The sequence below is a fragment of the Amycolatopsis sp. NPDC005003 genome (assembly GCF_053600695.1).
In genome coordinates this window covers 53,250-79,558 of the sequence record NZ_JBSGAI010000039.1, presented here as the reverse complement: position 1 = coordinate 79,558, position 26,309 = coordinate 53,250, and the positions used below count along the sequence as shown (strand labels likewise).

The 26,309-nt window shown below is 73.6% G+C and carries 24 protein-coding genes and 1 tRNA gene; 13 read left to right on the top strand and 12 right to left on the bottom strand.

What is annotated here, in order from left to right; all coding sequences use genetic code 11:
• Positions 1-207: 207 nt before the first annotated feature.
• The 3 genes from ACWED2_RS35595 (at position 208) to ACWED2_RS35585 (ending at position 2,556) form a co-directional block, all read left to right on the top strand.
• On the top strand, positions 208-1,473 hold the full coding sequence (locus ACWED2_RS35595) for a PucR family transcriptional regulator (RefSeq protein ID WP_449694910.1): 1,266 nt from the start codon (positions 208-210) through the stop codon (positions 1,471-1,473).
• An 85-nt stretch (positions 1,474-1,558) separates the two neighbouring features.
• Positions 1,559-1,807: a hypothetical protein gene (locus ACWED2_RS35590; RefSeq protein WP_449694909.1), complete on the top strand. Its 249-nt coding sequence runs from the start codon at positions 1,559-1,561 to the stop codon at positions 1,805-1,807.
• 134 nt (positions 1,808-1,941) lie between these two features.
• Positions 1,942-2,556 (top strand): NAD(P)H-dependent oxidoreductase, encoded by a 615-nt coding sequence (locus tag ACWED2_RS35585; RefSeq protein WP_449694908.1) that lies wholly within the window; start codon positions 1,942-1,944, stop codon positions 2,554-2,556.
• Here the strand turns inward: ACWED2_RS35585 and bla are convergent.
• A complete protein-coding gene (gene bla / locus ACWED2_RS35580) occupies positions 2,553-3,470 on the bottom strand; it encodes a class A beta-lactamase (protein WP_449694907.1) in 918 nt (305 codons plus the stop codon). The genes ACWED2_RS35585 and bla overlap by 4 nt on opposite strands.
• A gap of 109 nt (positions 3,471-3,579) precedes the next feature.
• On the opposite strand from bla, the gene ACWED2_RS35575 reads away from it, so the two are divergent.
• Together ACWED2_RS35575 and ACWED2_RS35570 are read left to right on the top strand one after the other, a co-directional pair.
• The gene (locus tag ACWED2_RS35575; RefSeq protein ID WP_449694906.1) at positions 3,580-4,449 is read left to right on the top strand and encodes a LysR family transcriptional regulator; all 870 of its coding nucleotides are present in this window, start codon (positions 3,580-3,582) and stop codon (positions 4,447-4,449) included.
• Positions 4,446-5,345 carry a serine hydrolase gene (locus ACWED2_RS35570; protein WP_449694905.1) on the top strand — a complete coding sequence of 300 codons (900 nt, stop codon included), beginning with the start codon at positions 4,446-4,448 and terminating at the stop codon, positions 5,343-5,345. The genes ACWED2_RS35575 and ACWED2_RS35570 overlap by 4 nt, the downstream gene beginning before the upstream one ends.
• 155 nt (positions 5,346-5,500) lie before the next feature.
• Here ACWED2_RS35570 and ACWED2_RS35565 read toward each other — a convergent pair whose 3' ends face one another.
• Genes ACWED2_RS35565 through selD form a run of 3 tightly spaced genes read right to left on the bottom strand, consistent with a single transcriptional unit; the run spans position 5,501 to position 7,363 of the window.
• Positions 5,501-6,067, bottom strand: a complete 567-nt coding sequence (locus ACWED2_RS35565; protein ID WP_449694904.1) for a cysteine hydrolase family protein — start codon at positions 6,065-6,067, stop codon at positions 5,501-5,503.
• 39 nt (positions 6,068-6,106) lie between these two features.
• Positions 6,107-6,319, bottom strand: coding sequence for a DUF2795 domain-containing protein (locus ACWED2_RS35560; RefSeq protein WP_449664122.1), 213 nt, complete (start codon positions 6,317-6,319; stop codon positions 6,107-6,109).
• 51 nt (positions 6,320-6,370) lie between these two features.
• A complete protein-coding gene (gene selD, locus ACWED2_RS35555; protein WP_449694903.1) occupies positions 6,371-7,363 on the bottom strand; it encodes a selenide, water dikinase SelD in 993 nt (330 codons plus the stop codon).
• 54 nt (positions 7,364-7,417) lie between these two features.
• Between selD and ACWED2_RS35550 the strand changes: the two genes are divergently transcribed.
• The 3 genes from ACWED2_RS35550 to selB all read left to right on the top strand — a co-directional run bounded on the left by ACWED2_RS35550 (position 7,418) and on the right by selB (position 10,513).
• A tRNA-Sec gene (locus tag ACWED2_RS35550) sits at positions 7,418-7,512 on the top strand.
• Entirely contained in the window at positions 7,512-8,795 is a 1,284-nt protein-coding gene (selA, locus tag ACWED2_RS35545) for an L-seryl-tRNA(Sec) selenium transferase (protein WP_449694902.1), read from the top strand. Before ACWED2_RS35550 ends, selA begins: the two co-directional genes overlap by 1 nt.
• Positions 8,786-10,513 carry a selenocysteine-specific translation elongation factor gene (gene selB / locus ACWED2_RS35540; protein WP_449694901.1) on the top strand — a complete coding sequence of 576 codons (1,728 nt, stop codon included), beginning with the start codon at positions 8,786-8,788 and terminating at the stop codon, positions 10,511-10,513. The genes selA and selB overlap by 10 nt, the downstream gene beginning before the upstream one ends.
• A 30-nt stretch (positions 10,514-10,543) precedes the next feature.
• On the opposite strand, the gene ACWED2_RS35535 is transcribed toward selB, so the two are convergent.
• Complete coding sequence (locus tag ACWED2_RS35535; RefSeq protein WP_449694900.1) at positions 10,544-13,390, bottom strand: nSTAND1 domain-containing NTPase; 2,847 nt, start codon at positions 13,388-13,390, stop codon at positions 10,544-10,546.
• 173 nt (positions 13,391-13,563) lie between these two features.
• Here ACWED2_RS35535 and ACWED2_RS35530 point away from each other — a divergent pair, with 173 nt between their 5' ends.
• On the top strand, positions 13,564-13,911 hold the full coding sequence (locus ACWED2_RS35530) for a hypothetical protein (RefSeq protein ID WP_449694899.1): 348 nt from the start codon (positions 13,564-13,566) through the stop codon (positions 13,909-13,911).
• An 87-nt stretch (positions 13,912-13,998) separates the two neighbouring features.
• Complete coding sequence (locus tag ACWED2_RS35525; protein WP_449694898.1) at positions 13,999-14,514, top strand: hypothetical protein; 516 nt, start codon at positions 13,999-14,001, stop codon at positions 14,512-14,514.
• 141 nt (positions 14,515-14,655) lie between these two features.
• Here ACWED2_RS35525 and ACWED2_RS35520 read toward each other — a convergent pair whose 3' ends face one another.
• Positions 14,656-15,495, bottom strand: coding sequence for a helix-turn-helix transcriptional regulator (locus ACWED2_RS35520; RefSeq protein ID WP_449694897.1), 840 nt, complete (start codon positions 15,493-15,495; stop codon positions 14,656-14,658).
• A gap of 129 nt (positions 15,496-15,624) precedes the next feature.
• Here ACWED2_RS35520 and ACWED2_RS35515 point away from each other — a divergent pair, with 129 nt between their 5' ends.
• Positions 15,625-16,398: an SDR family NAD(P)-dependent oxidoreductase gene (locus tag ACWED2_RS35515; protein ID WP_449694896.1), complete on the top strand. Its 774-nt coding sequence runs from the start codon at positions 15,625-15,627 to the stop codon at positions 16,396-16,398.
• On the opposite strand, the gene ACWED2_RS35510 is transcribed toward ACWED2_RS35515, so the two are convergent.
• The 3 genes from ACWED2_RS35510 to ACWED2_RS35500 all read right to left on the bottom strand — a co-directional run bounded on the left by ACWED2_RS35510 (position 16,389) and on the right by ACWED2_RS35500 (position 18,869).
• Positions 16,389-17,267, bottom strand: coding sequence for an alpha/beta fold hydrolase (locus ACWED2_RS35510; protein WP_449694895.1), 879 nt, complete (start codon positions 17,265-17,267; stop codon positions 16,389-16,391). The two genes, ACWED2_RS35515 and ACWED2_RS35510, sit on opposite strands and share 10 nt — an antisense overlap.
• Positions 17,268-17,333: 66 nt before the next feature.
• A complete protein-coding gene (locus tag ACWED2_RS35505; RefSeq protein WP_176169298.1) occupies positions 17,334-17,516 on the bottom strand; it encodes a CsbD family protein in 183 nt (60 codons plus the stop codon).
• Positions 17,517-17,603: 87 nt separating this feature from the next.
• Complete coding sequence (locus ACWED2_RS35500; RefSeq protein WP_449694894.1) at positions 17,604-18,869, bottom strand: cation:proton antiporter domain-containing protein; 1,266 nt, start codon at positions 18,867-18,869, stop codon at positions 17,604-17,606.
• A gap of 64 nt (positions 18,870-18,933) precedes the next feature.
• Between ACWED2_RS35500 and ACWED2_RS35495 the strand changes: the two genes are divergently transcribed.
• Both ACWED2_RS35495 and ACWED2_RS35490 read left to right on the top strand, forming a co-directional pair.
• A complete protein-coding gene (locus tag ACWED2_RS35495; protein ID WP_449694893.1) occupies positions 18,934-19,344 on the top strand; it encodes a hypothetical protein in 411 nt (136 codons plus the stop codon).
• A 37-nt stretch (positions 19,345-19,381) separates the two neighbouring features.
• Entirely contained in the window at positions 19,382-20,689 is a 1,308-nt protein-coding gene (locus ACWED2_RS35490; protein WP_449694892.1) for a cytochrome P450, read from the top strand.
• A gap of 39 nt (positions 20,690-20,728) precedes the next feature.
• Here the strand turns inward: ACWED2_RS35490 and ACWED2_RS35485 are convergent, their stop codons facing one another.
• From ACWED2_RS35485 to ACWED2_RS35475, 3 genes are all read right to left on the bottom strand, one after another.
• Entirely contained in the window at positions 20,729-24,385 is a 3,657-nt protein-coding gene (locus tag ACWED2_RS35485) for a family 78 glycoside hydrolase catalytic domain (RefSeq protein ID WP_449694891.1), read from the bottom strand.
• A gap of 131 nt (positions 24,386-24,516) precedes the next feature.
• On the bottom strand, positions 24,517-25,830 hold the full coding sequence (locus ACWED2_RS35480; RefSeq protein ID WP_449694890.1) for a DJ-1/PfpI family protein: 1,314 nt from the start codon (positions 25,828-25,830) through the stop codon (positions 24,517-24,519).
• Positions 25,831-25,832: 2 nt separating this feature from the next.
• A complete protein-coding gene (locus ACWED2_RS35475; protein WP_449694889.1) occupies positions 25,833-26,222 on the bottom strand; it encodes a hypothetical protein in 390 nt (129 codons plus the stop codon).
• Positions 26,223-26,309 lie beyond the last annotated feature (87 nt).

Genomic DNA, 26,309 nt, shown 5'->3' with positions numbered 1-26,309 from the left:
CCCAGCTGTCCGATGTGGACGAACGGCCCGGCCGCGGGCGGCGCACCGGCCGGCTCGTCCCGCGCCGCGAAGCCGGCCCGGAGTTCGAGGGGTCGCCGCCCGGTGGGCCGGCGCCGGGTACCGGGCGGGCACTGCGCCGGAGTGGACGTTCGACTTGAATGGCGAGTTCCTCGGCCGGCTTGAGGCAGTACCCCCTAAGGTGGCTCCATGGTGGACGAAGAAGTCGTCTCGGAGCGCATCCGGCAGATCGCCGCCACCCTCGCGGACCGCGCGGGCGAACTCACCGGCGAGCTGGTCCAGCTGTACGCCACCGACCTGCCGCAGCTGGTCAACGACGACGAGCGCATGGTGAGCCTGCTGTCGGCGAGCGTGTACCAGAACATCGAGACCGCGCTGCAGATCTTCCGGCACGGCATCGACCCGGCCGGCGTCGAGCCGCCGGCCGCGGCGATCGAGTACGCGCGGCGGCTCGCGCAGCGGGGCACCCCGGTGTTCGACCTGATCCGCGCCTACGACCTCGGCCAGGCCGCGATGCTCGACTTCGGGTTCCAGGAGTGCACCCGGCTGGTCGACGACGCGGCGCTGCTCGGGGCCATGATGCGGCGGCTGCTGCGGGTGGCCTACGAGTTCATCACCCGGGTCGTCCGCCAGCTCGTCGGCGTCTACCAGGACGAACGCGACCGCTGGCTGCTCAACCGCAGCGCCGCGCGGGCGGCGAAGGTGGTGGACCTGCTCGAGGGGAACGGCGGGCCGCCCGACGTCGACGCGGCCGAGGCGGTGATCGGCTACCACCTGCGCGGCAGGCACGTGGGGATGATCGTCTGGCACACCTCCGAGGCCTTCGTCGACGACGCGCTGTCGTTGCTGGAGTCGGTCGCGGGCGCGGTGTTCGAGCGCGTCGGCGGGCAGGGCCGTCCCCTGTTCGTGCCGCGGGACGAGGCCAGCGCCTGGGTCTGGCTCCCGCTCGCGCCCGGCGCGACGATCGGCCGGGAGCACCTCGACGCGGCGCTCGCCGAAGCCGAAGCCGGCGTGCGGGTGACCGTCGGCGACCCCGGCACCGGGGTCGCCGGCTTCCGCGACACCCACCAGCAGGCCCGCCGGGTGCACGCGCTGGCGCTGGCCGCCGGCGAGCACTGCGACCGCGTGCTGACCTTCCGGGAGGTCGGCACGGTGGCGCTGATGACGAGCGACCTGAACGCGGCCCGGCTGTGGGTCGCGAGCACGCTCGGGCCGCTGGCCGCCGACGACGAGAACGGCGCCCGGCTGCGCGAGACGCTGCGGGTGTTCCTGTCCTCCGGGGGCAGCTACACCGCGGCGGCGGCCGAGCTGACGATGCACAAGAACTCCGTGCAGTACCGGGTCCGCAAAGCGGAGGAGCTGCTGCCGCGCGGCCTCGGCGAGGGCCGGTTGGACGTCGAGCTGGCGCTCGCCCTCTGCCGCCGTCTGGGCTCGGCAGTGCTCTCGCCGGTGTGACTTTGGTGTCCGGGACCACCGGTGCCCAAGATCGTTGGGCCGTCGGCACGAAGCCGGGGCGCTGATCTTCGCTTACCGTGCTCGCATGGGTGAGAACGGTGAGATGCTCGCACTGGTGCGGCTACGCCGAGGCGTCGTCGGCGAGAGCAGACGCGTCTGCCACCTGATCCCCGTGCCCACCGGTCCGGTGCCGGAGTACCTGACGGCCTTGTGCGGCGAGTCGATCTTCCCGGGTGAAGCCGAGGTGCTGGACGGCCTGTGTGGCATGCCGTGCCACGCGTGCCTGGTGCGCAGCGCGCCGCCGGAGCGGGGCTTCCTGGCCAACGCGGGCTGAGGCCGCTGCGGTCCGGTGCCGGGCGGGCCCGGGCGGTTCCCGTGGCAGACTGGCGCCATCATGGTGATCGACAACGTGCCGATGACCCGCGGCCGCGAGCCGTGGCACCGGCGCATCCTGGTGGCGATGACGGGATGACCGCACCGGTGGTGGTGCTGCTCGCGCACCCGCGGCCCGGCAGTTTCAACCACGCGCTCGCCGCGCGCGTGGTCGGCGCGCTGGACCGGGCCGGGGTACCGGTGCGGTTCCACGACCTGTACGCCGAAGGCTTCGACCCGGTCCTGACCGCCGAAGAGGCCTACACCAGCGGGACCCGGGCGGAAGAGTTCCTCGCCGCCCAACCGGACCCGCTGGTGCGGCGGCACCGCTCGGAACTGCGCGAGGCCGGCGGCCTCGTCGCGATCCACCCGAACTGGTGGGGCAAGCCGCCCGCGATTCTCAGCGGCTGGCTCGACCGGATCCTCGTCCCCGGCGTCGCCTACCGCCTCGACGACGCCGGTGGCGCGCCCGAGCCGCTGCTGTCCCTGCGGCGGCTGCTGGTCGTGAACACTTCGGACACCACCGAGGAGCGGGAGCGGACGCTGTTCGGCGACCCCCTGGACTCGATCTGGCGGCGCTGCCTCGCGCCCTACCTGGGGGAGCCGGAGGTGCGCCGGCTGGTGCTGCGGGTGGTGGCCGACGCCGGCGCGGCCCAGCGGGCCGCGTGGCTCGACGACGTCTCGTCGGAAGTGCACCGGCTCTTCGGCTAGCTTGCCTTCAGGGCGTCGAAGACCAGCTTCGCCGCCTGCGCGATCAGCCGGTCGTCGTGCTCGGCGTCTTCGGCCTGGCGGCTGGACATGACCGCGAGGACGATCGGGGCCCGCCCCGGCGGCCAGACGACCGCGATGTCGTTGCGCGTGGCGTATTCGCCGGTGCCGGTCTTGTCGGCGACGGCCCAGCCGGCCGGCGTGCCCGCCCGGATCACCGTCGCGCCGGTCTTGTTGGCGCGCATCATGTCCGTGTAGATGGTCCGTTTCTCCGGCGGCAGCGCGTCGCCGAGGGCGAAGGTGCGCAGCGTGCCGGCCATCGCGCGCGGGGTGCTCGTGTCGCGGATGTCGCCCGGCGCGAGGTCGTTGAGCGCGGGTTCGGTCCGGTCGACGTGGGTGGTCGTGTCACCGACCGCACGCAGCGCGGCGGCGAGTCCCGGCGGCCCGCCGAGCTGCTGGAACAGCAGGTTCGCGGCGGTGTTGTCGCTGTAGCGCAACGCCGCGTCGATCGCGTCGCGCAGCGGAATGCCGGTGTCGACGTGCTTTTCGGTGACGGGGGAGTTCTCCTGCAGGTCGGCCCGCCGGTAGGTCAGCACCTTCGCGAGGTCTTCGACGCTGGTGCGCTGGAGCACGGCGGCGGCGGAGAACGCCTTGTGGGCCGAGGCGTAGCCGAACCGCTCGTCGGCGCGGTGGGCGATCTCGCGGCCGGAGCCGGTGTCGACGGCGTACAGGCCGAGGCGGGCGTCGAATTCGCGTTCCAGCGGGGCGAAATCCGGCTGCGGTGCGGCGGCCGGTGCCGAGGCCGTCGTCGACACCGGTGCTGGGGGCGTCGGCCGGGGCGCTTCGGCGGTGCAGGCGGCCAGCGGGACGAAGAGCAGCGCGGCGAGCGCGGCCCGCCGGGCTCGGAGGAACGGCACGGGGACTTCCTTCCGGTTTCTTGATCGTCCTCGCAGTCTCACGGCGTTCGTTCATGCTGTCCAAGACGGAAACGTGTAGTTCGATGCCGAATGGGCATAAGATCAGGTGGTGGACCTGGTCGGCGGCTGCAGGGCGTTCGTGAGCGTGAGCGAGACGGGCAGCTTCACGGCGGGTGCGGCGCTCGCCCGGATCCCGCAGCCGGTCGCCAGCCGGCGCATCGCCGCGCTCGAACGGCACTTCGGGGAGCGGCTCTTCGACCGCTCGACCCGCCGGGTGAAGCTCACGCCGTTCGGCCGGGACGTGCTGCCTTCGGCGCGGCGGCTCGTGCAGCTGGCCGAGGCGATGGAACACGACGCGAAGCGCGCCCGGCTGCGGCCGGTGCGGGTGGCGGTGCCGGCCACCTGCGGGGTGCGTGAGCTCGCCGGGCTCGCGGCGGAAGCCCGGGCGCTGGAGGTCCACCTCGAATTCCGCCCGGCGGGGCCGGGCGAGCGGGCGGAGCTCGTCCGCACGGGCGAGGTGCGGGCCGCCCTCACCGCCGTGCCGGCCGAGGAAGCCGTGTGGTCGGTGCCGCTGGGGGTCGCCGGCGGAGCACCCTTGCCGGGCCGGGTCGTGCACCTGGAGACGCTGCGGGCGGGTCGTTCGCCCGGCGCGCGGCGGCGTGTCTGGATCCAGCCGGAAGACGACGTCCCGCACGTCCGCGACCGGGTGCTGCGGGTGCGGGACGCGGTGGGCCTGCCGCCGGCCCAGGTCGCGGTGGCCGATTCGCTGACGTCGGCGGCCGCGGAGGTGTTCGCCTCCGCCGACCTGCTGCTGTGCTCGGTCGCCCAAGCCGGAGAGCTGGGGTTGTCCTGGCGCCCGATCGGCGAGCTCGACCTGGCGCGCGGCTTCGCCGTCGCCGCGGCACTGGCCGAGGACGCGGACCGGTTGCGGGCGACGTTGCACGCACCCGTCGGCCGGTGCCTCGGCGCCGTCCGATGACCGCCTCGCTGGTCCGCGACCTGCGCGCGGCGCTGGACGACGGCGGCCTGCGCGGCTCGTTCCTGGTGCGCGACCTGCGCTCGGGCGCCGAAATCGGCCTCGACCCGGACCGCGAGTACCCGATCGCGTCCCTGGTCAAGGTCCCATTGGCGGCGGCGACCCTGGAGCGTGTCCGCCGCGGTGAGCTCGACGCGGCGACCCAGCTGGAGGTGCCACCCGGCGGCGTCACCACCCCGGGCCCGATCGGCCTGACCCGCTTCCGCCACCCGGCTCGCGTCGCGCTCGGCGACCTGGTTTACCTGAGCACGTCACTGAGCGACGGGACGGCCGCGGACGTCCTGTTCGGACTGACCCCGCCGCCGGAGGTCACGCGGATGCTGGGGGAGTGGGGCCTGCCCGGGATCGCGGTGCGCCACCTCATGCGCGACCTGGTCGAGACCCCGGCCGAGCGGTTCGGCGCGGGCGAGGCGGACCTGGCCCAGGCCCTGGCGATCGGCGCGTCGACGGCCGGCCGGGGCCACCGCCTCCCGCAGCTCGACGTCACCCGCGCGAACTCCGCGTCGGCGAGGGCCCTGCTCGCCCTGCTGCAGGCGCTGTGGACACCGTCGAAGATCGACCGGTCGGTGGCCGGCGGCGTGCGCGAGCTGATGGCGAACAACATGATCCGCCACCGCTTGACCCCCGACTTCGCGTCCGACGCGGCCCGGTGGTCGTCGAAGACGGGAACGTTGCTGAACCTCCGCCACGAGATGGGCGTGGTCGAGCACGCGGACGGCGGGCTGTTCGCGGTGGTGGCGCTGACGGAGTCGAGCGTCCCGGCGGCGATCCAGCCGGAGGCGGAGATCCTGATGGCCCGGGTGGCCCGGACGTTGCGCGACCACCTCCGCGGAGGGTGAGGGATCGGGGGCGGGAGCCGCAGGACGCACGGCTCCGCGGGCCGACGCATCGCGCCGGCACGACATCCCGCCCGGCGTCACCGTCCGGGCGCCGGCCCCCAGCACCCCTCACCTCTGCCCCGGCCCGGCTTTCCTGCGGCCTGGCAAACACCGGCTCAGGCCGGTGTCTTCACCCCGAACTCGACCTCGGCCGTCTCCACCGTCCCGGCCGTGCGGCCCGGCGCGGTCTGGTACTTCCAGTAGAGATTGGTGTGTGCGATGACCTGCCCGGGCGGCGGCGCCCCATAAGCCGTCAGGTCCTCCGTCGTGTGCGCGTCCGCCACCAGCGTCACGTCGTACCCGCGGGCGAGCGCGCCGTGCAGGGTCGACCGGATGCAGGCGTCCGTCTGGGCGCCGGCCACCACCAGGGAGCCGATGCCCCTGGCCGCCAGCACCTCCTCCAGGTCCGTGTCTTCGAAGGAGTCGCCGTACTCCTTGTGCACCAGCGGTTCGGCTTCCGCGCGCACCAGCTCCGGCACGTACTCCCACGGCCGGCTGCCCCGCGGCAGCTCATCGCTGGTGTGCTGCACCCACACCACCTCGGTGCCGGCGGCGCGGGCGCGCTCCACCAGCGTGACGAGGTTGGCGAGGACGGAGGCGCGCTCGTGGGCGGTTTCCATCACGCCGTTCTGCACGTCGACGACGAGCAGGGCGGTGCGCGGACGGTCGGTCAGTGTCGTCATGGCGCCACCCTAACCACCGGCACCGACAATTTCCGTCGGTCAGGGCGCCCCGCCGATGTGCTTGGCGGACACCGCCTCCCACACCGCGTCGAAGTTCTCGTACCGGTCGCTGTCCGGCAGGCCGCCGAGCGAGCCCAGCACCGAGTCGCCACCACCGGCCGCGGCGGCCCGGCGAAGAAGTTCCTCGCGGCCGCACGGGTACTCGGTCTCGGACAGGTGCTGTTCCAGGCTGGTCCGGTCCGGAGCGGGCATCACACACCTCCTGATCGCCACCCGCATACCCGGCGAGACCGGGACGGAAACTCAGCCGACGACGATCGTGTGCTCCGAGCGCGGTTCCAAGGACCCGATCACCGGGTGCCCCGGCAGCTCCCCGGCCACCAGCAGGCCACCGGACGTCTGCGCGTCGGCCAGCAGCAGGGCCTCGTCCTCCGGAATCCGGGAGAGGTCCACGTGCGGGCGGACCCAGTCGAGGTTGCGCCGGGTGCCGCCGCTGACGTACCCGTCGCGCAGCGCCTCCCGCGCGCCCTCGAGGTACGGCACCGCCGCCGGATCCACCCGGGCCGTGACGCCGCTGGCCCGCGCCAGCTTGTGCAGGTGCCCCAGCAGCCCGAACCCGGTCACGTCGGTGGCACAGGAAACCCCGGCGGCCAGCGCGGCCCGGGACGCCGGTGCGTTCAACGTCGTCATCGCGTCGATCGCCTGCTCGAACCGGTCGCCGGTGGCCTTGTGCCGCGAGTTGAGCACGCCGATGCCGAGCGGCTTGGTCAGCGTCAGCGGCACGCCCGCGCGGCCGGCGTCGTTGCGCAGCAGCCGCGAAGGATCCGCGACGCCGGTCACCGCGAGCCCGTACTTCGGCTCCGGGTCGTCGATGCTGTGCCCGCCCGCCAGGTGGCAGCCCGCCTCGGCACAGACGTCGAGGCCGCCGCGCAGGACCTCGGCGGCCAGTTCGAACGGCAGCGTCTCGCGTGGCCAGCCCAGCAGGTTGACCGCCACCACCGGCGTGCCGCCCATGGCGTAGACGTCGGAGAGCGCGTTGGCCGCGGCGATCCGGCCCCAGTCGTAGGCGTCGTCGACGACCGGGGTGAAGAAGTCCGTGGTGGCGATCAGCGCGGTGCCGCCGGAGATCCGGACCGCGGCCGCGTCGTCGCCGGTGTCGAGGCCCACGAGCAGCTCACCCGGTGGCGATACGGGCGAGGCGCCGGTGAGGCCGGCCACGGCCGCTTCCAGTTCGCCGGGCGGGATCTTGCACGCGCAGCCGCCGCCGTGCGCGTACTGCGTCAGTCGGTAACCCACCGGTTCATCGTGCCCGCCGGGCGCGGACTTGGCAGGATGGCGGCCATGGTGCAGGGAGGCGTATCCGGCCTGGTGACCGGCGCGGTCTTCAAAACCGTCGAACGGCAGGTTCTGCCGCTGGCGGGTTCGATTCCCGTCCGCCTCCGCCATGCCTGACCCGCGGCGCGCGATCCCGCGGACCGACGCGCTCCTGGCCGAGCCCCGGATCGCCAAGGCCGCCGGGACGCTCGGCCGGGACCTGGTGAAAGCGGCGGTAAACGAGGTGCAGCGGGCCGCGCGGGCCGGCGAGCTCGCCCCGGGCGACGTCGTCGAAGCCGTGCTCGCGCGGCTGCCGGCAAGCGCGTCCTCGCTGCGGCCGGTGGTCAACGCGACCGGCGTCGTCGTGCACACCAACCTCGGCCGGGCGCCGCTTTCGGCGGCCGCGCTCGACGCCCTCGCCGCGGCCGGCGGCGCCACCGACGTCGAATTCGACCTCGCGACCGGCGACCGGGCCCGCCGCGGCCGCGGCGCCCTCGCGGCCCTGCACGCGGCGGTGCCGGACGCCGGTGCGGTGCACGTGGTCAACAACAACGCGGCCGCCCTGCTGCTCTGCGCCCTCGCCCTCGCCCCGGGCCGCGAGATCGTCGTCAGCCGGGGCGAACTGGTCGAGATCGGCGACGGCTTCCGCATCCCGGACCTCCTCGAATCGACCGGCGCGCGGCTGCGCGAGGTCGGCACCACGAACCGGACGACCGCCGGCGACTACGCCGCGGCGATCGGCCCGGACACCGGCTTCGTGCTCAAGGTCCACCCGTCGAACTACCGGGTCACCGGGTTCACCGCGGAAGCCGCGCTCGGCGAGCTGGCCGGGCTCGGCGTGCCGCTGGTCGCCGACATCGGCTCCGGCCTGCTGGCCCCGCACCCGCTGCTGCCCGGCGAGCCGGACGCGGCGAGCGCGCTGCGGGCGGGCGCCACGATCGTCACGGCCAGCGGGGACAAGCTGCTCGGCGGCCCGCAGGCCGGCCTGCTGCTCGGCGACACCGGCGTCGTCGAACGGCTGCGGCGGCACCCGGCCGCGCGGGCCCTGCGCGTCGACAAACTCACCCTCGCCGCCCTCGAAGCGACGCTGCGCGGGCCGCGACCCCCGGTGCGCGCCGCGCTCGAAGCCTCCGTCGCGAGCCTGCGGGGACGGGCCGAAGCGCTGGTCGAGGCGTTCGGGGCGGTCGACGCGCAGGTGGTGACGTCGGTGGCGGCGGTCGGCGGCGGAGGCGCGCCCGGCGTCGAACTGCCCAGCGTCGCGGTGAGCCTGCCCGCCCGGTACGCGGCGGCGCTGCGCACCGGCGAACCCGCGGTGGCCGGCCGGGTCGTCAAGGACCGCTGCCTGCTCGACCTGCGGACCGTGCGGCCGGAAGAAGACGCGAAGCTGCGGGAAGCCGTCCGCCGATGCGGGTGATCGTCACCGCCGGGCACGTCGACCACGGGAAGTCCACGCTCGTGCGGCGGCTGACCGGGATGGAGCCGGACCGGTGGGCCGAGGAACGCCGCCGCGGCCTCACCATCGACCTCGGTTTCGCCTGGACCCGGATCGGCGCCGAGGACGTCGCGTTCGTGGACGTGCCGGGCCACGAGCGGTTCGTGCCGAACATGCTCGCCGGCGCCGGGCCGGCCCCGGCGGTGCTGTTCGTCGTCGCCGCGGACGAGGGCTGGATGCCGCAGTCGGCCGAGCACCTCGCGGCGCTGGACGCGTTCGGCGTCCGCCGCGGCCTGCTGGTCGTCACCAAGGCCGACCGCGCCGACCCGGCCGCGGCGACGGCGCTCGCGCTGCGGGAGATCGCCGCGACGTCGCTGGGTGCTGTTCCGAGCGTCGCCGTCAGCGGCACCACGGGCGCGGGCCTGGACCGCCTGCGCGCGGCCATCGCCGAGCTCACCGCCGGGCTCCCGGTCCCCGACCCGGACGCCGACGTCCGGCTGTGGATCGACCGCGCGTTCACGGTTTCCGGCGCCGGCACGGTCGTCACGGGCACCTTGGCCGCGGGCACGATCGCGACGGGTGACGAACTGCAGCTGGGCTCGGCGCGGGTGAAAGTCCGCGCCCTGCAGGCACTCGGCGAACCCCGCGATCGCGTCGGCGCGGTGGCCAGGGTCGCGGTGAACCTGCGCGGCACCGCCCGCGGCGACGTCCGCCGCGGCGACGTCCTGCTCACCCCGGGCCGGTGGCGCACCACGGCCGAGTTCGACGTGCGGCTGCGCGGCGCGGCCGCGGCGGACCTGCACCGCGAGCTGGTGCTGCACCTGGGCACGGCGGCGGTCCCGGTGCGCGTCCGTCCACTCGGGACGGACACCGCCCGGCTCACCACGGCGGCCGCGCTCCCGCTGCGCACGGGGGACCGCGGCCTGGTGCGCGATCCGGGGGAGCACCGGATCGCCGCCGGGTTCGACGTCCTCGACGTCGACCCGCCCGCGTTGGCCCGCCGGGGCGCGGCGCGGGCCCGCGGCCGCGAGCTGACCGACCCCGACCTCGCCCGGACGTACCTGCGCCGCAAGGGTTTCGTGCGTGCCGGGGACTTCGCGGCGATGGGCCTGCTGCCGACGGGCGAGCGGCTGGGCGAGTGGTGTGCGGACGAGGCGCGCCTGGCGGCGGCGCGCGCCCAGGCGGCCTCGGTGGTGGGCGCGTGGGACAGCACGGCTGCGGGCGTGCCGGTGGAGGCGGTGCGGCAGCGGCTCGGGCTGCCGGCTCCGGAACTGGTGGTCGCGGTGCTGCGGGGCACCGGCTTCGAGGTGACGGGCGGCCTGGTCCGCCGTCCCGGCGCCGGGCTCGCCCCGGCGGTCGAGAAGGCACTGGAAGTGGTCGCGGAGCGCCTCGCCGAGCACCCGTTCCGCGCCCCGGAGGCGGACGAGCTGCGTGCGCTGGGCCTGGGCCGCCGCGAGCTGGCGGCGGCGGCCCGCCTCGGCAGGCTGACCGCGATCGCCGAGGGGGTCGTGCTCGGCCCGGACGCGGAAGCGCGAGCAGCGCGCGAACTGCACCGGCTGCGGCAGCCGTTCACGGTTTCGGAGGCCCGCAAGGCCCTCGACAGCACGCGCCGGGTGATGATCCCGCTGCTGGAGCGGTTGGACGCCGCCGGGCGGACCGAGCCGCTCGGTGACGGCACCCGCCGCACGACGGACCAGTAGGGGGAGCCGGCTCAGGTCTCGGGCGGCCGGTCAGCAGGGCGGCCGGTAGCCGACCCCCGGGAAGAAAGTGTCCCATTCCTGGCGGGTGATGGTCGGATGAGCGATTCCGCAGGCGCGGGCCGCGGCGCGGTCGAGGTCGATTTCCCACAGCAGTGCGGTGTGGTCGTCGCCGGCGGTGGCCAGGAGGTGCCCGTCCGGGCTGAAGGACACCGCCTCGACGGCGCCGGTGTGACCGGTGAGGGTGGCCAACACCGCAGAGCCGGGTTTGCCGATGTCCCACAGCCGCACGGAGCGGTCGTAGCCGGCGGAGGCCAGCAGCCGCCGGTCCGGGCTGAACGCCACCGACGAGACGACGTCGGTGTGCCCGGGGAGGACCGCCGGAGGGGCCGGATCGGTGACGGTCCACAGCCGGACCGTGTGGTCGTCGCCGCCGGAGGCGACGAACCGGCCGTCGCGGCTGAACGCGACCGTGACGACCAGGTCGCTGTGGCCGTTGAGCACGGACCGTTCCACCGGCCGGGAGGGTTCGCTGACGTCCCACAGCCGTACTGTGCGGTCGTCGCCGCCGGAGGCGAGCAGCCGGCTGTCCGGGCTGAACGCCACGGCCTTGACGTTGCGCACGTGCGTGGTCAGGGTCGGCAGCTCGACCGGCCGGGCCGGGACCCGCACGTCCCACAGCCGCACGGTGTGGTCGTAGCTGGCCGTTGCGAGCGTGCGGCCATCGGGCGCGTAGGCCAGCGAATAGATCGTGTCCCGGTGCCCCGTGAGCAGGGCCAGCTGGACAGGGTGAGCGGCGTCGCGCAGATCCCACAACCGGACCGTGCGATCGCGGCCGGCCGTGGCGAGGACCGTGCCGCCGGGATCGAAGGCCACCGCGTGGACGGCGTCGTCGTGTCCGGCGATCACCACCAGCAGCGCCGGGTGGGCGGGGTCGGCGAGGTTCCACAGCCGGACGCGGTGGTCGGCGGCGGCGGTGGCGAGCAGGCGCCCGTCCGGGCGGAAAGCGAGCGCGTCGATCTCCTGCACGTGCTCGAGTGGGATGGCGACCGCGCTGATCAGGGCGTCCCGGTCGTGTTGCGTGGGTCTGAGCCGGTAGGCGGCCAACGCAACCTGTGCGGCCAGCGCCGGTCGGGTCGCCCGCAGCGTGACGGCCTCGTCGGCGGCCTGCCGGGCCAGCACGGTGTCCCGTTGCGCGGTGACGGTGTCGTTGGCCTTCAGCGCGGCCGCCGTCGCCATCGTGGTCACGCCCAAGAGCGCGGCGAGGACGACGACCAGCCCGCGCAGGACCCAGGTCCGTCGCCGCGTGGCGTCCTGCCGCGCGGTCTCGGCGGCCATGGCGGCGTCGAGGAAGGCGTGTTCGCGCGCGGTCAACGCGGTATCGGCGAGCTCACGCGTCCGGGCGAGGCGGATGCCGCGGTACAGGGTGTCCGGATCGCGTTGCAACCGCTCCCACACCGCGGCGTCGTCGGCGAGCTGCCGGTGGATGCGCAGCAGCTCGCGGTCGGCTGCCAGCCACTCGCGCAGCCGTGGCCAATGGGTGATGAGGGCCTCGTGCGTGATCTCGACGCTGTCGTGGTCGACGGTGACCAGGCGGGCGGCCGTGAGCGCGGCCAGCACGGCGCGCACGGCCGGTGTGCCGTCCAGCTCCGTGCGGGTGATGCGGCGTTTGGTGTCTTCGGTGCCTTCGCCCAGCGCGACGAGCCGGAGCAGGATCTGCCGCGCCGCGGCCCGCTGGACCTCGTCGAACCCGGTGTAGACGTTCTCGGCGGTGAGGGCGAGGGCGTCCCGGATGCCGCCGGTCTGTTCGTAGCCGGCCACGGTCAGGGTCATGCCGCTGCGGCGGCGCCAGGTTTCCAGCAGCGCGTGCGAGACCAGCGGCAGCGTGCCGGGCTGGTTGGCCGACTCCGCGACCAGGCGAGCCACCAAGGCACTTTCGACGGTGTAGTGCGCCGCGGCGGCCGGCTTGACGATGGCCTCCCGCAGCTCGTCAGGGCTCATCGGGCCGACCAGGACCTGCCCGGCGCCCAGCGCGGGCTGAAGCTCGGGGTGCCGAGCACAGTGGGCGAAGAAATCCGATCGCACGCCCAGGACGACGCGGACCCGGCTGCGCGGCGCGGTCGCCGCGTGCGCGAGGGCGGTGATGAACGCCTGCCGTTCCGCTGCACCGGCGCCCAACGTGAACAGTTCCTCGAACTGGTCCACCACCAGCAGCAGGTCGGTGTCTCCGGGGTGATCGGCGAGTGCCTGCCGGATGCGCAGGTGCAGGGTCGTGGGATCACCGGTGAATTCCCGAAGCAACGCCGGAGCGGATTCGCCGGCGAACGCGGCCAGGTGCAACGCGCATTCCTCGAGCGGTGACGACCCGGGGGTGAATGTCACGGTCGGCCGGAGGTCGGTGCCGGCCATTCCGGCGTGCAGCAACGACGATTTCCCTGACCCGGACGCGCCCAGCACGGCAACCAGGCGATGGTGCCGGATCCGGTCGAGCAGCGTTGCCAGCAGAGCACCGCGACCGAAGAACAGCTCGGCGTCAGTGGTCTGGAACGCCGACAATCCGAGATAGGGCGGACGGGGTTCCGCGGAATCCGTACCTCCGGTGACCACGGGCGGGGTGATCAGCGCGTTGGTCTGGCGCCAGCGCTGTTCCCATTCAGCCGGATCGCCACCGCAGGCGCGCACGTAAGCGAGAGTGACCGCCAGGCTCGGTAGCGTCTTCCCCCCGGCCGCATCCGACAGCGTGGTCGCCGAGTAGTGGGCGTCCTGAGCCAGCCGCCGGTAGGGCGTATTACCGGCGGACTCGCGGAGTTTGCGCAGTTCACGGGCGAACAAGGTCAATGGTTCGTCCCCGGCGTGCAACGGACGTTCCGGTCGCGGCATCGGCACTCTCCCCCCCGGCCCTGGTCGCCATTGTCCGGCGCTTGGTTGTCCGGAGTCACGTCGTCGGCACCGGACAACCCGAATGCCGTAGACCTGGTGGCCGACCCCGCGATGATCCAGAGCAGGGTGCGCACATCGGGTGGACGAGATTTTCTCAACGACGGGAGACGGATATGATCCGTAAATTATCGATCATCGGATTCAGTGTGGCGATCGCCTTGCTGCACGGACCTTTCTCGACTTCCGCAAATGCCTCCATGCAGGACAGTGGTTGTGAATCGGGTGTGATTTGCGCATGGCCTGCGGTGAACTACGCCGGGCAGAAAACCTACTGGGATTGGACTGTCAACTCCGGGGATTGCGTGGGTTTCTATCACCCGTATCTGTCGCTGAAGCACCACAGGTACGTCGCGCAGCGTTTCTGGGAGAACGACAACTGCACGGGCAGGAATGTTCTCCTCTTTCCAGGCTCCGAAGTCACCGCGTTCGAGTTCGGAGTCCTTTCCGAGGGAGGGATCTGACCGGCCCCCGGCGCCTCGGCCGGGGCGGACGGCGTTCGTCCGCAATGATCGATGATTTCATCGATATCGACAGAAGGGTGATCGTGTATGTTCAGGGTCAAGTCATGGTCGATCTTCAGTGTTGTTTTGCTGGTCTTGATCGGATCTGCCACCGCCGCGGCCGCGGCGGATTTCAGCCGGCCGAAAGTGCAACGGTGCGTCACCGTGCTCGCCCGGCTCGCTCCGGGTGAGAAGGTTTCGCGAATCGTCGAACGTCACTGCGACTCGGTCAGCTCCGCCGACTCGGCGCACGCCCCGGAAGCTGCCAGTTCGGTCCTTCTGCTGCAGTACTGGAAAGACGACTGGTTCACCGGTGACAGCGATACGATCCGCGGCAGCGACGGCCCGTGCGACGAGGCCGGATACGGCGTTCCTGACGTGGGCAGCCTGCACGACTCGATCTCGTCGTACCGAACTTTCGGAACATGCTCCGGGCTCAGGGGCTACGTGGATGAGCAGTACGGTGGAATGTCGATGCTCGACAAGGAAACCGCCCTCAGCGGCCGGAATGTGCCCGACTTCTTCGACGATCGACTCGACTCGTTTTGGGTGTTCAAGGCTTGATCGACACTGATCGTGGATTCCGCGAGGCCGTCGGCCTCGGCGCTCTGAACGCCCTGGGCCCCCTTCGGCAACACAGCCGGAGGGGGCCCAGAACGTTCGGAGCGCCAGTCAGCCACCCCTCACCCACCTGCCGCAGCGCGGCTAGCGCGGGTCCTCGACCAGCGACTGCGTCCCGAGCACACCCAGCAGCGCCAGGCGGTCGGCGGCGTCGGAGCCCGGCTCGGCCGAGTAGACCATGAGCCGCAGGTCGCTGCCCGCGACGCTCAGGACGTCGCAGTCCAGCGTCAGGGCTCCGACGTCCGGGTGGTCGATCGTCTTGCGGGCGGACTCGTGCTGCCCGACCGCGCCGGATTCCCACAGCTCGGCGAACCGCGGGCTGCGCTGCCGGAGCTCGGCGACCAGTGCCCGGAGGTCGGCGTCGCCGGGGTACGTGCCCGCGGTGCGGCGCAGGTCGGCGACCAGCGCCGCCTGCAGCGCGTCCCGGGACTCCGGCGTGTCGCGCACCCGGGCGTTCGGGTTCAGGAAATTGCGCCGGACGCCGTTGAGGTCGGCACCGTGCCATTCGCCCATGAGGGCCGTGTGGAGCGGGTTGGCCAGGAGCTGGTTCCAGGCCGCGTCGAAGACGGCGACGGGCGTCCCGGCGAGCCGGTCCAGCATGCGGTGGACGCCGGGGGTGATGTGCCGCGGGACCGTGCCGGGGCCCGGCGGGGCGAGGCCGGCCAGGCGGAACAGGTGCGCCCGCTCGTCGCGGGTGAGGCGCAGGGCCCGGGCCAGCGCCTCGACGACCTGGGCCGAGGGGCTGGTGGCGCGGCCCTGTTCGAGCCGGACGACGTAGTCGGCGGAGATGCCGGCCAGCTGGGCCAGTTCCTCGCGGCGCAACCCGGCGGCCCGGCGGCGGCGGCCCGCGGGCAGGCCGGCCGCCTCGGGTGAGACGCGGTCGCGCCAGTGCCGCAGGGCCGTGCCGAGTCCGGTGTTCGCCATGCCTCGATTGTGCAAGCCGGCCGGGCGCTTGTCCTGGTACTGCCGCTCCCAGGAAAACCGGACCACTTCCCGCCCGTCCGCTTCCGGCCGATCGTGGTGGCGGAAACCCCGTCGAAAGGACCGACTCCCGTGAACCAGCTCGCCCTCGTCACCGGCGCCACCTCCGGCATCGGCCGGGCCTTCGCCGACCGCCTCGCCGCCGACGGCCACGACCTCATCGTCACCGGCCGCCGCGAGGATCGCCTCGCCGAGTTCGCCGCCGCGCACCCGGAGGTCAAGGTGCGCACGGTGACCGCCGACCTGTCCACCGACGACGGCGTCGGCACCGTCGCCGCCCTCGCCGCCGCCGAGCCGCTGACCATGCTGGTCAACAACGCCGGCGTCGCCCACTACATGCCCCTGGCCCAGTTGCCCGCCGACAAGGCGCACGAGCTCGTCCACGTGAAGGTCGCCGCGCCCACCATGCTCACCCGGGCCGCGGTCGCGGGCATGCAGGAACGCGGCGAGGGGAAGATCGTCAACGTGGCCGGGATGATCGCCTTCAGCGGTCCCGCCGACTCGTCCGTCATGCCGCGCCGGGCCGTGTATGCCGGTTCGCTGGCGTATCTCGTCGCCCTGTCCCAGACCCTGAACGCCGAGCTCGAGGGCACCGGAGTCCGGGTGCAGGTGCTGTGCCCGGGTGTCGTCGCGACCGAGTTCCACGAGCGGCAGGGCCTCGACCTCAGCGCGGTGCCCCGGATGACCGCCGCCGACGTCGTCACCGCGTCCCTGCGCGGCTTCGAGCTCGGCGAGGTCGTCACCGCCCCGGGTGTCGAGGACGCCGGCCTGCTCGACGCCGTCTTCCGGGCCGACCTCGCGGCCTTCGGCGGGCAAAGCCCGGAACTCGCCTCGCGCTACCGCTGAATCCCGCCGAAGAACTCGCCCAGTGCGGCGGCCAGCGCCTCGGGGTTCTCCTCGGCCACGTGGTGCCCGGACGCGATCGCGTGCCCGCGCAGGTCGGTCGCCCACGGCCGCCAGACGGCCAGGACGTCGCCGTAGAGGTCTTCCATGTCGTCGTCGCTCGACCAGAGCACCAGGGTGGGGCAGCCGATCCGCCGCCCGGCGGCGCGGTCGGCGTCGTCGTGATCGCGGTCGACGCCCAGGCCCGCCCGGTAGTCCTCGAGCATCGCGGTGACCGTCGCCGGGTCGTGGATCGCGCGGTGGAAGTCGGCGAAGTTCTCCTCGCCGAGCCGGCCGGGGGTGTTCCGCGTGCCGACGTCGTACCAGGCGTCGGGGTCGGCGGTGATCACCCGTTCGGGTTTTTCCGGCTGGGCGAAGAAGAACCAGTGGTACCACTCGCGCGCGAACCGGGCGTCGCAGCGGTCCAGGGCCTCGGCGATCGGGACGGCGTCGAGGATCGCCGCGCCGCGGACCACGTCCGGGTGGTCGAGCGCCAGGCGCGTGGCCACGTAGGCGCCGCGGTCGTGGCCCGCCACGAAGAACTCGTCGTGCCCGAGGTGCCGCATCAGCGCCACGCAGTCCGCCGCCATGGCGCGTTTGCTGTAGGGCGTGTGGTTTTCGTCGGTCGGCGGCTTGGTGGACTCGCCGTAGCCGCGGACGTCCGGGCACACGACGGTGAACCGCCCGGCGAGCCGCGGAGCGACCCGGTACCACGTCGTGTGCGTGCGCGGATGCCCGTGCACGAGCAGAATCGGCGGCCCGGAGCCGCCGTGGCGCACGCGCAGTGTCACGTCACCGACGTCGACGCGGTCCAGCGTGAAGCCCTCGAACACCGGCGCCCCCCAGGCACGAGCCCGCTGCCGCACCCCGGCGTCCGGGGCGCGGCAGCGGAGAACGGGTCACTTCTTGTCCGTGACGCCCTTCACGGCGTCCTTGATCTTCTCGCCGGCCTGCTTGAGCGAGCCCTTGGCCTGGTCGGTCTTGCCTTCGGCCTGCCACTGCTCGTTGCCGGTGGCGTCGCCGACGGCTTCCTTCGCCCGGCCCTTGAGCTCTTCGCCCTTGTTTTCCAGCTTGTCGTTCATCAGGGTGCACCTTCCGTCGCGGCGACATTTCCGGATCGGCCAGTCGCCAAAAGGGCCTTGGCTCCGGGTTACCCACTGGTCCGGAAGCTACACATCGGCCGGCAGGTGCCCGCCCATCCGCTCGATCCGCTGGATCGCCGGCTCGGCGAGGATGCCGTGCACGAGCACCGAGACCGCGACGGCGAGCGCGCCGACCCGCCACAGCACGTCCTGCTGGGGCACGGGAAGCCGGTTCAGCGCGTAGGCCAGGTAGTACAGCGTGCCGATGCCGCGGACGCCGAAGAACGCGATCGCCGCGGTCGCGGGCCGCCCGGGTGATGGTGCCCCGAGCAGGGAAAGCCAGCCCACCACCGGCCGAACCACCAGCACCGCTATGACGGCGATCACGACTTCGAGGGGCCGCAGCCCGCGCAGCAGGCCGTCGCCGATGGCCAGGCCCAGCCCGAGCAGGGCGAGCGGGACGAACAGCCGCTCCAGCTGGCGCCCGAAGGCGTGCAGGACGCCGTGGTACTCGTGTTCGCGTTCCTGGGTGCGCACCGCGACCGCCGCGGTGAACACGGCGACGAACCCGTTGCCGTGGACCACTTCCGACAGGGCGTAGGGCACGAACGCCAGCGCGAGCAGGACCAGCCCGTCGGCGTATTCGGCCAGCCGCAGCCGGTCCGACGACGTCCGGAAGATCGCCCAGCCGAGCAGCCGCCCGGAGACCAGGCCGGCCACGACCCCGACGGCCAGGGGCAGCAGCAGGTCCACCAGCACCCAGGACAGGTCCATGCGCGGCTGCCCGCCCGCCAGGGCCAGGCCGAGGATGACGAACGGCATGGTGAGGCCGTCGTTGAGCCCGGCCTCGGTGGTCAGCGTGAAGCGGATTTCGTTGTCCCTGGCCAGTTCCGGTTCGACGTCCGGGTGCGGCACGCCGATGTCGCCCGCCAGCACCGGGTCGGTCGGCGCCAGCGCCGCGGCCAGCAGCAGCGCGACGCCGGGGGCGAGCGCGAGCCACCAGTACCCGAGCAGGGCGATCGCGAGGATCGACACCGGCATGGTGACGGCCAGCAGCCGCCACGTCGAGCCCCACCGGCGCAGGCCGAACGGGCGGTCGACGGACAGCCCGGCCCCGGCGAGCGCGACGAGAATGCCCAGCTGGGCGAAGGATTCCACGCCGTGCAGGTGGGCGGCCGGGTCGCTCCAGCCGTTGCCGTAGGGGGCGGGCAGCGGCAGGAGCCCGAGCACGATCCCGGCGACGAGCATCACCAGCGGCACCGAGAACGGCCGGTCGGCGACCAGCTTGGGCACGATCGCCGCGGCGAGCGCGAGCAGGCCGGCCACCCCGAACAAGACGGTCAACGACGACAACGATCTCCTCCTGCCCGCTGGTCCCCGGGGCGCACCGCGACCGGCCGGGAGCCGGGGTAGCGTGGTGGGAGAGGCGCGCCGCGGCCCGGATTCCCGGCGTGCGAGCGGCGAAACCGACGAGGAGGCCGCGGTGACGGCGATGAACGGGGCGGGCGGGCCGTGCCGGTTCTGCGGCAGGCGGCGCGACCCACGGGTGCCCGGCCGCAACGGGCCGATCTGCATCGACTGCGTCCGTGCCGGCCTGCGGGTGGTGCGCGACGGCGCGGACCGGGAGAGCGGCGCGGGCGACGTGCTGGCGGCGGTGACCTCGCCGCTGGCCGCGGTGTGCGACTTCTGCGGCCGCCGCGAGCGGCGGACGTTCCTCGGGCTCCGGCGCCCGCTGCTGCGCGTGGACTGCGCCGCGCGGGACGCGGTGATCTGCGTGGACTGCCTGGACCACGCCGGCGACGCGCTGAACGTCGCCCTCCGCGGCTGAGCGTTTCCGGAGCGGCCCCGGCGGGTAGCCGGGCGCCATGACGTCCACTCGGGAACACCGCACGCGACCGGAGACCGCTTCGGTCGCCGAAACCCTGCGCGTCGCGCTCGAGGTGGCGCTGCCCACGCTGGCCGGCGGCGTCATCAAGCGCCGTCCGAAGGCGATGGCGGTGGCCGGGAAGCTGCAGTTCGACCGCCCGGCCGTGCGGCTGCTGCGCCGGCTGCGCGACCGCCACTACGGCCGTCCGCTGCGGTTGCGCGTCCCCGGCCGGACGGTGGAACTCGCCCTCTCCGGCGCGGACGTCAAGCGCGTGCTGGCCGGCGCGCCCACGCCGTTCAGTCCGTCCACAGTGGAGAAACGGGCCGCGCTGAACCACTTCCAGCCGCACGGCGTCCTGATCTCCGGCCCGGCCGACCGCCCGGCCCGCCGCCGGTTCACCGAGGCCGTGCTCGAACCGGGTCGTCCGCTGCACGAGCTGGCGACGCCGTTCGCCCGGGCCGTCGCCGAGGAAGCCGCCGACCTGCGGAACCCGGCGACGCTCGACTGGGACAGCTTCAACGTCACCTGGTGGCGCCTGGTCCGGCGGATCGTGCTCGGCGCGGGGGCCCGTGACGACACGACGCTGACCGACCAGCTCGAACGCCTGCGGCTCGACGCGAACTGGGCGTACCTGCACCCGAAGCGCAAGGAGCTGCACGAACAGTTCCGGCAGCGGCTCACCGCCCACTTGGGCCGTGCCGAGCCCGGCAGCCTCGCCGCGGTGATCGCGGAGACCGGCGAAGAGAGCGCGCCCGACCAGGTGGCGCACTGGCTGTTCGCCTTCGACGCGGCGGGGATGGCCACGTACCGGACGCTGGCGCTGCTGGCGAGCCACCCGGCGGCCCTGGACCGGGCCCGCGCGGACCTCGACGGGATCGACCTCGCCCGGCCGCACCAGCTGAGCTACCTGCGCGCGTGCGTGCTGGACGCGGTCCGGCTGTGGCCGACGACGCCGATGATCCTGCGCGAGACCACGGAAGAGACGTCCTGGGGCCCGGCGGGGACGACGGTGCTGATCTTCACGCCGTTCTTCCACCGCGACCCGGACCTGCCCTACGCCGACCGGTTCGACCCGGACCTCTGGCTCGACGGCCGGGCGGCGGAGAACCCGGCCCTGGTTCCGTTCAGCGCGGGCCCGGCGATCTGCCCGGGGCGTGACCTGGTCCAGTTCTGCGCGAGCACGATGCTGGCGAACCTGCTGCGCGACCACCGGTTCGAGCCGGCGTCGGGGCCGGTCCTTTCCCCCGAGCGCCCGCTCCCGGCGACCCTGGACAACTTCCACCTGAAGCTCAAGCAGGTGGCGTGAGCCGGCGCCGCCACGCGAGGGCGGCGCCGGCTCAGCCGATCACACCGGCGCCGTGAAGACGTACGAGCCCGCGGGCAGGAAGTACGTCCCCGGCGCGGACGGCACCGCCTCGGGCGGAGCGGTGATCCCGCCCGGGCGGGACGACGGGACCACGACCGTCGCCGACGAACCCGCCGGGATCGTCACCCGCAGGGTCAACCGTCCGTTCGCGGCCGACCAGTCGCTGACCGCGCCGCCGTAGGGCGTCTCATACGCCGACTTCGCCGAGGTCAGGCCGCCGCCCGGCTGCGGCGCGATCCGCAGCGACGCGTAGCCGGGGGACGCCGGCGCCAGCCCGCCCACCGAGCGGTACAGGAAGTCGCCCACCGAGCCGAGCCCGTAGTGGTTGAACGAGTTCATGCCCGGGTCGTTGAACGAGCCGTCCGGCTTGATGCCGTCCCAGCGCTCCCAGATCGTCGTCGCGCCGCGGCCGATCATGTAGCCCCAGCCGGGGAAGCCCGGCTGCAGCAGCACCTGGTAGGCGACGTCGGCGTGCCCGTGCGCGGCCAGGACCGGCAGCAGGTTCTCCACGCCGAGGAAGCCGACGCTCAGGTGCCCGCCCGCCGCCGCGACCCGGGCCGCCAGCTTGTCCGCCGCCGGCTGGACCAGCGAGGCCGGCAGCAGCCCGAACGCCAGCGCCAGGACGTACCCGGTCTGCGAGCCCGAGCCGATCGTGCCGTCGGCCGCGGCGAACCGCCGCGTGAACGCCGCCGCGACCTGGTCGGCGAGCGTCCCGTACCGCGCCGCTTCGGCGGTGTGGCCGGTGGCCGCCGCCATCCGCGAAACCAGCCGGGACGACCACGCGAAGAACGCCGTCGAGATCAGGTCCTGCCCGGTGCCGTCGTCGACGTTGAGCCAGTCCCCGTAGGTCTGGTGGTCGCGGGTCAGGTCCGCGGCCGACGTCGAGCGCAGGTATTCGACCCACTTCACCATCGCGGCGAAGTGCTCCTGGATGACGCCGGTGTCGCCGTACCGCTGCCACAGCGTGTAGGGCACGATGACGCCCGCGTCGCCCCACCCGGCCGTGCCCGAGCCGCCCAGCACGCCCGGCGCGACGTCGGTGAACGATCCGTCGTCGTGCTGCGCGTCGACCAGGTCGTCGCTGAACTTGCCGAGGAAGTTCGCGACGTCGAGGTTGAACGTCGACGTGCCGGCGAAGATCCCGATGTCCCCGGTCCAGCCGAGCCGTTCGTCGCGTTGCGGGCAGTCGCTCGGCACCGACAGCATGTTCGAGCGCTCGCCCCAGACGATGTTGTGCTGCACCTGGTTCACCAGCGCGTCCGACGTGGTGAACGTCCCGGTCTGCGCCCCCGACGTCCACATCGCCCGGCCGGTGAGCGTCGCCGCGGTGGGCGCCGAGGGCAGGCCGGTCAGCTCGACGTACCGGTAGCCGTGCACGGTGAACCGCGGTTCGTACGTTTCGGGCCCGCCGGTGCCGGCCAGGGTGAACCGGTCGGTCGCCTGGGCCGCGCGGAGGTTGGTGGTGTAGATCGTGCCGTCGGGGTTGAGCACCTCCGCGTGCCGCATGGTGACCGTGGTGCCGGCCGGGCCGGTCACGGTCAGCCGGTTCCAGCCGCCGAAGTTCTGGCCGAGGTCGGCCACCCACACGCCCGGTTTCGGCTGGGTCCACGAGACCGGGTGGAACTCCTGCTGCACCGTGACGCCGTTGTCCACCTGGGACACCAGGGTGGGCCGGTCGCCGGGGCGCACCCGCGCGGCAGGCCAGCCGCGGTCGTCGAACCCGGGCCGGTCCCAGCCCGCCGCCGCGAGCCGGGCGTCGTAGGTTTCGCCCTGGTAGAGGTCGTCGGCGCGGATCGGGCCGTCGCCGGCCTTCCAGCTGCCGTCGGTCGCGATCGTGGTGCTCGTGCCGTCGGTGAACGTCAGCCGCAGCTGCGCCGAGTACCACGGCTCGGTCCCGTACTTCCGGCTCCCGGCGATGCCGATGCTCCCGGAGTACCAGCCGTTGCCCACCAGCGCCCCGAGGACGTTCTCCCCGGTGCGGATCTGCGCGGTGACGTCGGAAACCCGGTACTGCAGGCGTTTCGTGTAGTCGGTCCAGCCGGGCGCGAGGACCTCGGAACCGACCTTCACGCCGTTCAGGTGGGTCTCCTGCAGCCCGAGCGCGGTCGTCAGCAGCCGCGCGCTCGCCACCCGCTTGGTGACGGTGAAGCTCTTGCGCAGCAGGGGAGCGGGGGTGCTGACGGCGACGTTCGCGCCCCACGGCCCGGTGCCGTACGCGGTCAGTGCCCGCGCGTCGGGCCAGGAGCTGTCGTCGAAGCCGCGCTGCTGCCAGCCGTCCGGACCGCTCTGGCCGGCTTTCCAGGTCCCGTCCGTGACGATCGTGGGTCCGTCTCGGACGGTCAGCTTCGCGAGCGCTCCCGCCGGGCTCTGGCTGGTGTTTTCGGTGGTGACCGCGATGGTGTTCGACCCGGCCGTCAGCAGGCTGCCGATTTCGGCGACCGCGGCGGTCTTCCACGAGTCGGCGACCCGCGGCGAGTCGCTCACGCGGGTGCCGTTGACCCAGACGGTGGCCGTGTCGTCACCGGTGACGACCAGGGTGGCCTTCGCCGGGGCCGCGGCCAGGTCGAAGGTTTTGCGGAAGAACCGGGTCGACGCCGGCACGCCGGCGACGGGATCGCCTTCGGGGTACCAGATCCAGCTCGCCCCGGCGAGGTCCGGCCCGGTCGTGGCCCGGCCGAGGAAGGCGCCGGTCCACTCGGTCGCGGGCGTCCGGAGTGCGGTTTCGAAGCGCTGCACCGCGCTCCAGCCGCCCGGGCGGCCCTGGCCGTCCCAGACGCGGACACGCCAGGTGTAGGCGGTGAGCGAGGCCAGCGGCGGGCCGCCGTAGGCGACGTCGGCCTGCTGCGCCGAGGCGACGCGGCCGCTGTCCCAGACGTCCTTCCCGCCGGTGGAAACGACGAGCTGGTAGGCCGACTGCCGTTGCTGCGGGGCGGCGGACGCCAGCTTCCAGCCGAACCGCGGCTGCGCCGGGTCGACGCCGAGCGGGTTCACCCGGTTCGCGACCGTGGCGCTCGCGACCGACAGCGGAGACGCGTCCGACGGACCAGGGGTGGTGACGCCGGTGCCCCAGGGTGCGGCGCCGTACGCGCCGAGGTCCGCGGCCGCGCGCCAGCTCCCGTCCGCGAAGCCCGGCTGCTCCCAGCCTTCGGGGGCGGTCGTCGCGCTCTTCCAGGCCGCCCCGGTGGTCAGGTCGGTGGTGCCGGCGGTCGTGGTCACCCGCAGCCGGCCGAGCAGGCCGGCCGGCCCGGCGGCGTTGCGGACGGCGACGGCGAGGGTGTTGACGCCGGGGGCGAGCGCGGGCGCCAGGTCCACCGGCAGCGCCCGGCGCCACGAATCCGCGGTGCGGGCGGAAGAGGCGAGCGGGGTGCCGTTGAGCCAGACGTCGGCGGTGTCGTCGCCGGTGAGGACGAGCCGGGCGTCGATGACCGCACCGGCGGGAACGGTGAACGTGGTGCGGAAGTACCGGGTCCCGGCCGGCGCGGCGACGCGGGCGTCGCCCTCCGGGTACCAGATCCAGTGCGCGCCGGCGAGCGTGGGCGGCGGTGCGGCACCGGCCGGGGGAGCCGCGACGGCCGCCGAGGCCAGGATCGCGGCGAGCGTGGTCGTGGTGGCGCGCCAGAGCTTCGAGGGCAGCATGCAGGCTCCCTTGCGGCGGGGACGGGTGCCGGGTTTAGAACGTTTCAACCCGGCGTGCCTGGTGACTGTAATCAGAAGCTCACGTGGGAGCAATACGCCAGTGGTATGCCCCGGACCGGCCGGGGCATCGCCTAAATCGTTTCAGGACGGCGCTTCCGCCGGAGCCGGACGACCAGCACCACCGCCGCCGAGCCCAGCAGGACCAGCACGATCGGCAGCGCCGTCGGCAGCCAAGGCCAGGCGTCGCCTTCGAAGACGATCCCGTCGGTGGGCAGCTCCAGCACTTTCGCCGTCCACCGCGCGGTGGCCACGTCGGTGCGGCGGGACAACCCGCTCACCGCGGTGTCGTAGGGGAAACCCGGCCGGTCGTGGACGTACTCGGGAGCCGGCCCGCCGGGTGGCGGGGTGACTCCGCGCGTCGCGCCGGGGACCAGCAGCCGGTCGAGGTCCGGTGCCGAGGCCAGGGCCGCCCGGGGCAGGAAGGTGAGCCCGTGCCGGGACCGGATCGGGCCGCCGTCGGCGCTCACGGCGAGCGTGCGCGAGGACAGCGACTGGCCTTCGGTGTCGAACACCGACGCGAGCTCGACCTCGCCGACGCCGTTCGCCAGCAGCACGCCGATCTCGTCGGGGTGCCAGCGGAACCCGGCGTTGACGATCGCGGCCGCGTCCGGCATCCCGTCCGGCGGGTGCACCGGCACCGCGGTGCCGTAGCGGCGCCAGCCGATCGCCGCGGCGGCGTCGGCCGCCACCCGGCGCCCGGCGAGCCGCTCGACCCAGTGCAGCGTGCCGTCGATGCCGGACAGGATCCCGGCCGTGGTGACGACGGTGCCGTCGTCGACGAAGCGTTCCCCGCGCACCCACCGCACCGCCGGGTACTCGTCGGCCCAGGCATCGACCTTCAGCCAGTGCGCGGTGGCCGGCCGCCCGTCGAGCAACCCCGCCGAGGCGAGCACCGCACCACCGTTGCAGACGCTCAGCAGCTTCGAACCGCGGGCGGCCTGCTCCCGCAGCCAGGCGAGGACCGGTTCGGTGCTCGGCTCGCCGACGTCCGGGAACGCGGGCACGACGACGAGGTCCGGCGCCCGGGAACCGAGCCGGGCGGCGAGGCCGGCGAAATCGAAGTCCGGCACCAGGTCCAGGCCGCCGGTCAGCGGTTTCGGGTCCCGGTGCGGCGCGACGGTGTAGACGTTGAACCGGCCGGTGGCCGCCAGGATCTCGTAGGGGGCGAGTGCGTCGGAGACGACCGCACCGCGGTCGCCGGCGACGACCACCGCGGTCGGCTTGGCCGGGTCGTGGGGGGCCGGGGTCGCGGCGGGGACGGGCCGCGGCGGGCCGGCGGCGTTGAGGGCGCCGATCGCGCCGAGCGAGGCCACGGTCGCGCCGACGGCGGGGACCAGAAGCACGGCGGCCACCGCGGCGAGGAGGAGGGCGAGGCGCTTGAGCACGATCAGTGCCAGTACTCGGCGCGGCGCCACACCATGGCGGCGAGCATCAGCGGGAACATGATCACGTGCCCGGCGACCATCAGCGCCGTGCCGGAGATCGCCCCCAGCCAGTACGGCACGAGCAGGGCCACGAACGGCAGGTACATCACCGCGGCCATCTCGGCGATCCGCGGCCACGAGTGCCGGCGCAGGACCATCGCGAGCACCATGGCGACGGTCATGTCCGTCGCCATCACGAGCGCGTCGACGTCCGCGCGTCCGAGCCAGGCCGGCGGCCACAGCGCGCCGAGCGCCACCATGCCGATGAGCATGGCGGCGACCATTTCGACGTAGTGGCCGGTGAACCGGGCGAGCTTGCGGGCGGTGGTCCGCGGGGCTTCGGTGGTGGTCATGGTTTCCCTCCGGGTTGGTCCTGGAAGGAGAATCGCGGGTTTGCCTCGTGCGGCCAGGTGCCGGAAGTCATGACCGGGGGTCATGGT